General features: G+C 65.3%; 10 protein-coding genes. 6 read left to right on the plus strand and 4 right to left on the minus strand.

Annotated elements, in window-relative coordinates:
• Positions 1 to 58: 58 nt before the first annotated feature.
• Positions 59 to 1084, minus strand: coding sequence for a hypothetical protein (locus O3I_RS23200; protein ID WP_014985422.1), 1026 nt, complete (start codon positions 1082 to 1084; stop codon positions 59 to 61).
• Positions 1085 to 1149: 65 nt separating this feature from the next.
• On the opposite strand from O3I_RS23200, the gene O3I_RS23205 reads away from it, so the two are divergent.
• The 3 genes from O3I_RS23205 to O3I_RS23215 all read left to right on the plus strand — a co-directional run bounded on the left by O3I_RS23205 (position 1150) and on the right by O3I_RS23215 (position 5811).
• The gene (locus tag O3I_RS23205) at positions 1150 to 1518 is read left to right on the plus strand and encodes a hypothetical protein (protein WP_141692046.1); all 369 of its coding nucleotides are present in this window, start codon (positions 1150 to 1152) and stop codon (positions 1516 to 1518) included.
• The gene (locus O3I_RS23210; protein ID WP_141692047.1) at positions 1515 to 2177 is read left to right on the plus strand and encodes a hypothetical protein; all 663 of its coding nucleotides are present in this window, start codon (positions 1515 to 1517) and stop codon (positions 2175 to 2177) included. Before O3I_RS23205 ends, O3I_RS23210 begins: the two co-directional genes overlap by 4 nt.
• Before the next feature lie 151 nt (positions 2178 to 2328).
• Positions 2329 to 5811 carry a WD40 repeat domain-containing protein gene (locus O3I_RS23215; RefSeq protein ID WP_014985425.1) on the plus strand — a complete coding sequence of 1161 codons (3483 nt, stop codon included), beginning with the start codon at positions 2329 to 2331 and terminating at the stop codon, positions 5809 to 5811.
• A gap of 37 nt (positions 5812 to 5848) precedes the next feature.
• Here the strand turns inward: O3I_RS23215 and O3I_RS23220 are convergent, their stop codons facing one another.
• Complete coding sequence (locus O3I_RS23220; protein WP_141692048.1) at positions 5849 to 6292, minus strand: hypothetical protein; 444 nt, start codon at positions 6290 to 6292, stop codon at positions 5849 to 5851.
• Between the two features lie 106 nt (positions 6293 to 6398).
• Here O3I_RS23220 and O3I_RS23225 point away from each other — a divergent pair, with 106 nt between their 5' ends.
• Both O3I_RS23225 and O3I_RS23230 read left to right on the plus strand, forming a co-directional pair.
• Entirely contained in the window at positions 6399 to 7655 is a 1257-nt protein-coding gene (locus O3I_RS23225; RefSeq protein WP_014985427.1) for a sensor histidine kinase, read from the plus strand.
• Entirely contained in the window at positions 7613 to 8299 is a 687-nt protein-coding gene (locus tag O3I_RS23230) for a response regulator transcription factor (protein ID WP_051066732.1), read from the plus strand. The genes O3I_RS23225 and O3I_RS23230 overlap by 43 nt, the downstream gene beginning before the upstream one ends.
• A 25-nt stretch (positions 8300 to 8324) precedes the next feature.
• On the opposite strand, the gene O3I_RS23235 is transcribed toward O3I_RS23230, so the two are convergent.
• A complete protein-coding gene (locus O3I_RS23235) occupies positions 8325 to 8966 on the minus strand; it encodes a DUF6461 domain-containing protein (protein ID WP_014985429.1) in 642 nt (213 codons plus the stop codon).
• A gap of 229 nt (positions 8967 to 9195) precedes the next feature.
• The gene (locus tag O3I_RS43955; protein ID WP_202804866.1) at positions 9196 to 10062 is read right to left on the minus strand and encodes a helix-turn-helix domain-containing protein; all 867 of its coding nucleotides are present in this window, start codon (positions 10060 to 10062) and stop codon (positions 9196 to 9198) included.
• A 370-nt stretch (positions 10063 to 10432) separates the two neighbouring features.
• Between O3I_RS43955 and O3I_RS23240 the strand changes: the two genes are divergently transcribed.
• Positions 10433 to 11458, plus strand: a complete 1026-nt coding sequence (locus tag O3I_RS23240) for a DUF1702 family protein (protein ID WP_081594087.1) — start codon at positions 10433 to 10435, stop codon at positions 11456 to 11458.

Raw genomic sequence — 11458 nt, forward strand, 5'->3', positions numbered from 1 at the left:
CCACATCCCACCGCAGAGCCCACTTCGGCGTAGCTCGCACGAGCGACGACCCCTGCGCTCAGCGGGCGAATTCGTGGTAAAGGCGGGTGAGTTCCTCGGCGAGGGTGTGGGCGGCGGCGCAACCGCTGCGCGCGGTGACCTCGACGGTCTCGGTCTGGGCGCCGCTCGCGGTATCGGGCGGGTCGGTCGCGATATAGATCGCGCAGGTGCCCGGTGCGGTGTCGATGGGCTTGGGGTCCTCCAAGGCCTGGAATCCACCGATAGTCAATTCCCGTTGCCCGCGTAGCGGTTTCATGTGGTCATAGCTCCGGTAGCTGTACTGGACCGTGCGGAAGCTCGACTCATCCCCTTCGTCCAGGTAGAAGTCACACCAGAACGGGTAGTCGACGAAGTCCGGAGCCAGCACGGGACGATGTCCGGGCCCGACCTTGCCGAGCACGGCGCACGGGTCGATGGACGCCAATCGTGAATTCATCCGCGGATACTTCGATTCCGCGCGTAGCGGGCGACCGGCTTGCTGCGCAGTGGGTGCTGCGGCGAGGTCGGCAGCCATGTTGCACGCTTCCACCGGCGTCGGTGGATCGCCGATGTTCCGCCGCAGTGTCACGCCGAAATCGACGCCATAGCTGTCGTTCAGGCGCAGCTGGGCAGAACACGAGTTGCCGGACTCGTCCGCATGATGGATCCACACCGTGGTGCCCGCGACCACGCGCGGCACCGCGTCCGGCACCACTCTGCCGAGGTCGATCGTGATCCGCGGACCGTCGAACCAGATCTCGCACGGCCCGAAGACGAAGCCCGCCGCGCCGCTCATCACCGGCTTCCCGATCCGGCTCAGCGCCATGGCATCGACGTAGCCACAGGGATCCAGCGCTCGAATACTGTTGCGAAAGTCGATCTTTTCCTTGTCCGCCGCCGACAGCTGATCCGTGTACGACGGTAACACCGGCAGTTCCGGACCTTCCTGCGGTGCCGCCGTGGCACACGAACACAAGGCCGCGGTGGCGACAGACGACAACACGATCGCGATGACGAGAACGATTCTTCGCTTGCTGCGCGTCAACTCACGCGCGGGGATCGACATGCGGCAAAGGTAGTCGGTGGCCGATCGCCTCGCAGTTGTGGCGAGTTACGGTAGCTTTGGACACCGTGAACCTGACTCTCGTCGCGGCCAGCTCGATCATCGCTGCGGTGACCGCGTTCGGTGCGACGATGTACGAGTTGTGGCAATCCAGCAGCAAGGAAGGCAGATGGCCGTGGCGATCCGAACAGGAGTCCGCCGCAGGGGATCTCACTCGCCCGCCACAAGGTTTCTGGTGGTGTAGCAATGTCGGTCTGCGCATGCTCGCGACAGCCGTGCTCGCCGGCACCCTGGCCGGCGCGGGCTGGATAGCCGATGCCAAAGCCGGAATCGCGGTCGGACTCACCGGCGCACTGTCTTTGAGTTCTCTCGCGGGCGCCAAAGACACCGGCGTTGTCCCCGCGACACCGGCGCAACCAGCCGAGGGGGAGATATGAACTCCATCCTGAGCACTTGGCGGCGCCCTGCCGGGCGTACGCTCGCCAGGCCTGCCACCTTCCTCGACCGGGTTGCGGCCGCCATGTCCAACCGTCCGCTTCCCAGCGCATCCCCCACCTCACCCCCGGACATCGGCCGATCGCCGCACAGCGATCGTCATGCGGGCGATAGATCCGAATACTCCGCACCGCTGATGGTAATTCCCGCCTGGCGCAGTGAACTTCAGGATGCGTCCACCACCGATGACCCAGAGCTGCCCACACATCACGTCCACCAGGACGGAAAAGACTTTGCATGGGCACCATTCGACAATCGCTACCTGCTCACGGTGTCCCTGGCCACGGCCTCGATCGATGCTGATCTCCTCAGAATTCATGCCGTCGGTCAGCCGACGACAGCCGACCTGCTGCTCGTACTGCATCCTGGTCCGGACAACCGTCGCATCGGCCGGATCATCACCACCATCGCCGGTTACGACGAGCTGACGCTCACTGCGATCCTGGCCACGGAACTCCACGCCGCGTTTCGCGAGCAGATCATCGCCGCGATCGGTGCGTCCCTCACCGGTGAACGCAACGCCTGGCGGCGAATCGCGCGCAACCTTCATGCCGACGATCCCGTTCGGCGCGCGATCGTCGACGGACTCGAGCAGACGTGAAACCTCGGCCGCGCTGTGCTCGCGTCCACAGCGGCGAAATCCAGGTGACACCAACGGTCGCTATCACGGTGGCGGCGCCGAAATCGACGTGATTGCTTCACCTTTCATCGATTGACGACCGCCTCGTCGAGTCACGAGCGGGAAGGCACTGATGGTGGACCCAGAGCGGGCGCCCGATTATGACGAGCGTGCGTTGCGTGAGCTCTATGAACAGCTCACCGGCTCACGGGCACAACCGACTTGGCCAGGGCAGTGCCGACATGCGTTCTCGGACAGCACGACACGTGGTCTGCTCGACCCCACCACGCGCGAAGCGCATGCCCTGACGCGCTATTCACGGCAGTGGCGGACCGACCCGCTCCGGGACGAGGCCGAGACGCCGAACCAGTCCGATAGCGTGCGTACTCCGTTCGACTACTCCGCCGCATTGGCAGTAGCGCATCTCACCGGCGCGATCGCCGGTACCTGTGACCCCGCACAGGGTGTCCGGACATTCCTGGACCACTTCGCTGCCAGCGGACTCTGCTCGGTGGGCACCCCCTTCGTCGCCGGGCCTCGACCACCCGGTCCCGCCACACTGGTGCAGGTATTCGCACAGCTGTGGCGCGATGCGCCGGCGCGGCTGCGGGGTTTCGCGATCCTGACCGCCCTGGAGGTCGCCGGAGTACGCCCGACCGGACGACGCACGACCGAAATCCCCGTCCTGCTCGTCGCCAGCGATCGCGACAGCAATGGCAACGAAAAGGGCGAGGTCGGCCGACTGACTCTGCACCTACTCGAATCCGGCCCCAGCGGAATGCATCCCGACCCGGCCTGGAGCGGCTTCACCCAACCCGACTCCGAATTCATCCGAAGCCTGCACACCGCCTGGAACAGCAGCACACTCACAGACACCGACTCGTGTGTGGTCTGGTCCGTCACCGGCGAACACGGCGGTCCCTACGCGAGGCTGCGTGGCGCCTCGATGAGCGTCGCGATAGCGATAGCGCTCAACGACCTCGCGCCCCGCCACCCGCGATTGCGCGCACTCAGGCCACACACGCTCGACCCCAAAACCACAGCCACTGCCGATCTGCACGCCGACGGCACACTCGCGCATGTCACCGGCTACGCGTCCAAACTCCCTGCCGCGAACAGCAAAGGCCTGCGGATCATCGTCCCCCTCGATGACCACAACGAAGCCAAAGGCTCTGTACCCCAAGGCTTCTGTCCGCAACTCGTACCTGCCCGCACACTGCCGGACGCAATCGCCGAGGCAAGAATCAGACCCAACCCCACCCGACGGGTTGTGGCGCTCGCCATCGCGATGGTTGCCGTCTTGGCGGGCGCATGGACCTGGGTACTCGACGCGAACCACCGCACCGAACTCGAGGTGACGCGCTCCCGGCAACTCGCGGACACCGCGCGCACGCTGCGCGAGGTCGATCCCGCCATCGCCCAGCAACTAGCGCTGGCGGCGCTACGCATTGCCGACACTCCCCAAGCGCGCACGGAGTTGCTCAGCTCCTCGGCGGGCGATGTGCCGTACCGCATCATCGAGGCCGGAACCATGCTCACCACCGCCCCGAACACTGACCGACTCGCCGCCGCCACCCCTGACGGCCGAGTGACATCCGGAACGGTCACCGCCAGCGGAATCAACGAGTTGTATAGATTCCCACTAGGTTTCGAGGTGTCGGGCATCTCGCTCAGTCCCGATGGGCAGCGACTCACCGCCTGGCATCAGATCGATCGGAAGCAGTGCACGCCATTCGGCAACGATGCGGTCAGCTGTGCCGCCGTCCCGGGCACCGCGCGCGTTCAAGTGTGGGATATGAACGGTCGACCACGCCCGATCTACGACCTTCCCGTCGGGGACTACGAAGTCGTCTCCACCGCGACCGCCGCGAACTCGCACGAGATAGCCGTAGGGACGCGAAACGGCAAGATCCTGCGATGGGACATCAGCAGTGACGCCGCACCGGCGCCGCTCCCCACCCTCGAGCTTCCCAGTGGCTACCCCATAGTGGCGTACAGCCCGGCCGGAACACTGCTGGGTGCAGCCGGGACCGTGTCACCAGGGCAAACCAACCAGGTGCGCATCTGGGACACCACACGAGTCCGCACCGACGGCGCGGTCCCGGATTTCGATCGTCCGCCGACCGGCATCGCCGTCATGACGAACCAGACGCGCCGACTGATGTTCAGTCCCGACAGCCGAGCTTTGATCCTCCGCAACTCGAAACTTCCCGGTCTGGAATTCTTCGACCTCAGCAACGGACCGGCCCACGCCGAACCCACCAGCGTCGTCACACCGATCGGAACCAGCACCGACCGACAACCGCTGCGGGATCTGGACTACTCCAGCGACGGCGCTTACCAAGCCACCGTCGAACAAGGCCGAGTAATCACTGTGAACTCCAGCGACGCAGACAAAGGCCGAACCCTGCACACACCCGCAGACATCTCTTCTGTGCACTTCCTGCGGCAAGGACGCTCACTCGCAGCCGCAACCAGCGACGGAACGGTCTGGATATGGTCGTTACCGACGCAGCGCACAGACTTCGGCATTGCCATCGACGCTCTTCCGAACACACCGGGTCCGGGGAACTCCGTGAGTGCGCCGCTGTTACGTCAATGGAACTCCATCGGAGCGGGATTTCTTTCCAGCCGGCAACTCGACGCAGCGATCATCACCCGAGACATGGACGCTTGGAGGTCTGCCGAAGCAAGAAAGAACTTCGACGGACTGCACACCACCGTGTCGGCCAACGGCCGAGTCGCAGCGATCAGCGATGGCAGCAGCGGCGTATACCTATGGGATCCCGGAGCGCCCGGTCAGAACGCCGCACCGACGCCATGGCGCGCGACCCGGCGGCTACCCCCGGTCGATGGCCTATCGAGCGGAAGCGGTTCTGTCGTGATGAATCCCAGCGGGACGCTCCTCGCTGTCGCATCGCCTTCGAAGATAGCAATCTGGAACCTCGAGGAGGTCGCCGACGCGTCGACAAACCCTCGCGTCCTGGACAACGACAACCCGCTCGACCAGCCGGGCATCTACCCTGAGCATCCCACCATGGCCATCACCGACACCGGTGTCCTGGCTGTACTCACCCGCGGCAACGATATCGACGTGTGGGATCTCCGTGGCTCGCCCGTCCCCCACAAGAAGACCATTGCGCGCAATGACATGACAGCAGATCCGCATGTGATCGCCCTCAATCATCAAGGTGTGCTTGCTATTTCGAACGGCGCCGCAGTGGAGATCCGTCGCACCGACGGAAGCCGAGCAGTGACCACCATTGCGGGACCGTCAGGTGATCGAGCAAACATATCCGCTCTCGCTTTCGCAGCCCATGGCACCGAACTCGCGATCGGTCGCGACGGATCGATCGAGATATGGGACGTCGCGAACCCCGTATCACCACAGGTGATGCTGGAGTTGCACACGGTTGACGATGGTCCCCGGCATGTCAGCTTCGCGGGAACTCCCGGCTATCTCGTGACCGCCACCAGCAATGCCTTCCCGGCCCGCGTCTACACCCTTCGAACCGAGGAACTCGCCGCAGCCATTTGCGAGAGTAAGACGGCACTCCTCACTGCGGCGGAATGGCAAACCTACGCCAAGGAAGTCGCCATGCCGGCCTTGTGCTGAGCGACGGCTGCACCCGTTCAGACTGTGCCGCCACGGGTCAGTGGGCCGAGGCGGGGGTTTCGGTGGCCGGGGTGGCTGCGCGGGCTTTACGGCGGGCGGCGATCAAGAGAGTCAGGATCGACAGCCAGGCGAGGAGGAGGGGGCTCGGGCCGCCGAGCAGGTCGCAGGCGGTGATCCAGAGCGCGAGGGTGCAGGTGAGAAGCGGGGGTGGGATCAGATTGTGGTGGCCCATATGGGTGATGGCCCAGCCGACCAGGAGTAAGGGGATACCGAAGCTGGCCACCGAGACGAAGAAGGCGCCCAGGATCGGTTGGGGCGCTCGCAGATCCAGGGAGCTGTCCCAGAGGTCGCCGGCCAGCCAGTCGTCGAAGAAGCCGCGGGTGAGGATGAGCGCGCCGACTGTGTGGCCGGCGCCGAGCAGGGTGATCAGACGGCCGGCCCAGACTACTGAGCGGGCGCTGTCGAAGGTTTTGGTTGTCATGGTTCGACTGTTCTGCACGGCGGTGCTCACCACTTCCCGCCGGGGAGTGAATCGACTCCCCCATTCGAGTGAATCGCCGTATCCGGTGTTCTGAGATGATCGACGGGTGCAATTCCGGCAGACGCTGCGATCGGCGACGGGCCCGCTGGTGCGCCCGTCGACCTATCTGCGCGGCGTCTATCTGGCTCTCGGCGGGGTCGCGGCGATCCCCTACGTCGGCCTCGCGGCAACCTTCGTGATCGGGTTGCGGCGCGACGGGGCCACCGCGGGTGACCTGGCCCTCGTCATCGCCCTCGCCGCCGGTACGGCTGTGGTCGCCGTGGGCGTGACATTGCTCCCGGCGGTGCGGGTGCTCGAAATCGTCGTTGCCCGAGCGCTTTTGGGAGTCAGGCTGCCGGACCCGGACCCGGCTTCGAGCCGCGCGTGGGAGTCGCGGACACGGGGAGCCGTCTGGTATTTCCTGACGCTGGTGATCGGTGGTTGCGCGACGAGTGTGTTCATTTGGGCCGTCCCGACCGCCGCGACGATGCTCGTCGTGCCGTTCGTCGGCTCGCACGAGGCGACGCTGCATCTGACCGAGCGGTTCACGGTTTCGGCGCCCGACCTGCCGACGGCCATTCTGACCGGTGGTGCGGGCGCCGGGTTACTGGTCGGCGCGGTGTACGTCGTGGCGGGGGCCGGTTCGCTGCTGGTGCGGCTGGCGCCGGCGTTACTCGGGCCGACCCAGGCCGATCAGGTGGCGGCACTGCGCCGCCAAGAGCGCAAGCTCGCCGCGGGCAACCGCCTCGCCCGCGAACTGCACGATTCGGTCGGCCACGCGTTGACGGCGATGACGATGCAGGCAGGGGCCGCCGGACGGGTGCTCGACGACGATCCGGAGTTCGCCCGGCGCGCGCTGCGGCAGATCGAGGTAGTCGGACGAGCCGCCCTGGACGAACTCGACCAGGCGCTCGGAATGCTGCGCCGGGGCGTCGACGAGGAGCTGTCCGGCTCGACCCTCGCGGGCCTCGAGCAACTCATCGCCGGCTGCCACGGCGCGCGGATCGCGACCACGATAGTCGGCGATCTGAATACCGTGCCCGGCTTGGTATCTCGCGAGGCTTTCCGGGTACTGCAGGAAGCACTGACCAACGCCGTGCGGCACGGTGACGGTGGCGCAATCGATCTCGTCGTTCGTGCGGCCCCGCCGATCGTTCGGCTCGAGGTGTCGAACGGTGTGGCTGGTGGGTCGCCGACCGGTCACGGCCGGGGGTTGATCGGTATGCGGGAACGGGTTCTGGTGCTCGGCGGCGAATTACGAGCAGGCGCGACAGGCGCGCGATGGACGGTCGATGCCACCCTGCCGTGGGTGGTGACGCCGTGATCACGGTGCTGATCGTCGACGACGATCCGCTGGTGCGCACCGGCTTACGCGCGATCATGGACGCCGAGCGCGACATCGAGGTGGTGGGCGAGGCGCAGGACGGCAGCGAGGTGCTCGACCGGGTCAGCGCAACGCGCCCGGACGTCGTGCTGATGGACGTCCGGATGCCGACCGTGGACGGTATCGCCGCCACCAGAATTCTGTTGGCCGCCTTGACCGATCCGCCGAAGGTAGTGGTGATCACCACCTTCGAGAACGACTCGTACGTCTACGACGCGCTGCGCGTCGGCGCGGCGGGCTTCCTGCTCAAGCGGGCTCGGCCAGAAGAATTCACGCAGGCCGTCCGCACTGTCGCGACCGGTGACTCGGTACTGTTCCCGAGCGCGATCCGCGCGCTGGTCGCGGCGCGCCCACCCTTGCCGAACAGCCTTCTGGCACAGGCGAAACTGACCGACCGCGAAAACGAAGTACTACGCGCCATGGCGAGCGGCTTGACCAACGCCGAGATAGCGGCCGCGATGTTCCTCGGCGTCGAAACCGTCAAAACCCATGTCCGCAACGTCTTGATGAAACTGCGCGCCCGAGACCGCACCCAGGCGGTCATCACCGCCTACGAGTCCGGCTTCATCACACCCGGCCGCTGACTGACGCAGCTCACGCCCGTTGGGTTCACCCGAAAGGGGTGAGCAGCAAGGGGATGCGGCGGAGGGCGTCGAGGGTGGGCGGGAGGGCGGCCAAGGCGGTGATGGCGCGCATGCAGATGGCGTAGTCGGCCTCGCCCGGCTCCAGGTAGTCGAATTCGAGGGTGCCCGCGGCTTCGAAGGCCGCTCGGAGGTCGGCGGGGAGGTCGGCCAGGTCGGTGTCGAGTTCGAGGTCGTCGACGTTGATCCAGGCGATCTCGTTGCCGTCGGTGCAGTAGGTCAGGCTGGCGTCGGCATTGATGGAGTAATAGCTCGTCGCCGCGACTCGCCCGCCGGCCGACAGGGCTGCCACATCGTCGGTGGCCCCGCCGTCGTCGTAGACGAAGGTCCAGTCGCCGATCCGGCCGGCCAGCAGCGTCGCGGCGGAGTCACCGCGCTCACCGCCGAGCGCCGCCGCGGGCAGGGAGGTCCACTCGTCCGGCTTGCCGACCGGTAGTTCGCACTGCCGGAACAGCGGCGCCTTGGCCCCCAGCGCCTCGAGCGCCGCGCCGGGATCGAGCCCACGGACGACGTGCACACAGTGATTGGGGTCGTCGTTCGCCAGCTCGCTGATCCACAGCGGTACGCCTTCGGTATCAAGCGTATTCGGCGGGAAGCCGGGTGTTGCCATACATCCCTCATCTACCGGTGATCTTGCGGGTGCGCTGTCGGTGCCACAGAACGACCCTGCGGTCTCGACCCCGTGAACATAGTTCACCTGATCTTGTTTCGCTATGCGCCGTCGGGGGTGCCGAGGACGACCGCGCCAGGACCGCAACACGATTCGCCCCAGCACGAGCAGCCCGACCGGACGCGACGGCCGGGCTGATCGCGATCTTGCTGGGGTGCGGGTGGGAGGTTCAGCGCTGCGGCAGCGCCAGCAAGAATGGGGCACTCCGAATCGTCTGTTCGCTCAAGGTGATACCGATTTCGAGTCGATCGTTTTCCCGGAGCCGGAACTCGCAGATTCCCGTGCGGACGTCCCTGGCTGTTCGACGATTTCTGTCGTCACAACCGGTGGAGACCGCGATCGCCCGCGCAACCCATTTCCCCGGTGGCAGGCAGCTGATACTGAAAGCTCCCCGATCCGGGATATTGAGTAACGCAACGGCGGAGGTCAGCGGGTTTGCCGCGGAGTATATACTCATATACCTGCGGCTGGCCATGATTCCGCCCGGATCGGTCAATTTCCCACACAGTAACGGCCTGCTGGAATCCCTGCCACAATATGTGTGTTGCTCGGACCATCTCAGCGGAACATGTTCGCCGCGGATGTAGCGCCGATACTGTGACGGACTGAGTCCGACCGCTTCGGTGAATCGTGACGTGAAGGTCCCGTAACTCAAATACCCGACAGCATATGAGATCTCAGAAACTTTCATAGAAGTGGACGCCAATAACTTCTTGCTGCGCGCCAGCCGGATGGCCGCGAGAAACCGAACCGGCGACCAGCCGGTTTCTACGCGAAACCGTCTGACGAAGTGGAACTTACTGCATTTCGCCACGTCGGCGAGGTCATCCAAGGAAACTTGCTGCCCACAATTTTCCCACATGTACTTGATGCTGTCAGCGATATGATCGGACACGAACTCTCCAAACTCATAACAATCCAGGATGCCCGAGCCGGCAGCAGAATCAAGCCTTCCGCAGCCGTACGGCTGCGGAATAGCTGCAAAATAGCGTCTTTGCTGGGACAGCGAAACGAGGCCGCTGCCGCTGATTTTCACTGACCGGCCGCCTCCGGCACCGAGGTCGAACCATTCAGGTGTCGCTCCCAAGACCGCACGCTCATTACGAAAATGTCGGTGACCCATCGGCCGTGGGATGAATGCTTGATAAGTGAAGCCGTCGATTCCGCAGTGGCGGTTGCACTTCCGCTCGGTACCCCCTTGCCCCGTAGCCCCGACGCAAGCCCCACAGCCCCGATGCAGCGAGGCAGCGCGCGGAGTGCCGCTGATGGCTCAGTTCGCCACCATGATTGTCATATCTAACTGGACGGTAGAATACTTCTATTTTGTAGATTGAGCAACGAGGAAGAAGCCCCAGACGCGGCCGGATGGCAATCTTGAGTACAGGTTCCGCGAGGGAGGACTTCGGATGGTCTCCGCACTGGGAAAGCTTCGCCGGAAGATCTTTACGCCGGACACGCGGCAAGCATCGTTGAGGGTTCGGGGATTCCCCGCACGCAATCCACACGCCGCATCGTGCCTGGAGACGGCCGGCTCGACGTTCCTCGAAGGATTCGGGGTGGCCGCGGAGTGTGGCACAGCAGCCGAAGCCGCGCAGCGCTTATCCGAAATAGAAAGTAACAGAAGAGGTTTCGCGTTCGAAGGCGCCGCGATGGCGCTGGCGATCCGCGACGGGCTGCCGCTCGGCCACAAACATCACGTGACAGATTTCATCGCGGCTGCCGACGAGCATCTCTACATGATCTACGTCGGCGTCGGCTGGGCGCTGGCCAGACTCCCCCGGCCGCTGCATCAGGCGGCGCTCAGCGGCGCGTCGGATCCGGTTCTGATGTGGCTGGCGCTAGATGGTTACGGGTTTCACCAAGCCTATTTCCACACAGATCGCTACGTGAAACAGCAGTATGTTGATGCGAAGCCGCCCGCCGTGTCGAACCGACATCCTGGCTATACACCGCGCGCTATCGATCAAGGCATCGGGCGCGCGTTGTGGTTCGTCTCGGGTGCCGATCCGGCTGCCGCGTGCACGCTGATCGAGGGATTCGCGGCGCCCCGGCGGCCGGACCTGTTCGCTGGCCTCGGCCTGGCGGCGACCTACGCCGGCGGCGCCACCGCGGACGAGCTCGCCACGCTGCGCGACCGCGGCGCGGCCTACCGTCGAGACCTCGGTCAAGGTGCGACATTCGCCGCCGAAGCGCGGGCTCGCGCCCGCATCGTGCAGCCGAACACCGCGACCACTCTGGCGGTACTCACTGGTCAGCGCGTCGCCGACGCGTCCACGATCGCGATCGACGCCCGGCCCGTGGTGCACACGATCAACGGCCGCCCTGGTTTCGAAGTCTGGCGAGAGCGGATCCGGCACCGATGCCTGACCGCGGAGCCCCCCGACCCGACCGCTTCCGCCGCGCCGGAAACAACCGCAAAGGCCGAATCATGA

This window comes from Nocardia brasiliensis ATCC 700358 (genome assembly GCF_000250675.2).
Lineage (GTDB): Bacteria > Actinomycetota > Actinomycetes > Mycobacteriales > Mycobacteriaceae > Nocardia > Nocardia brasiliensis_B.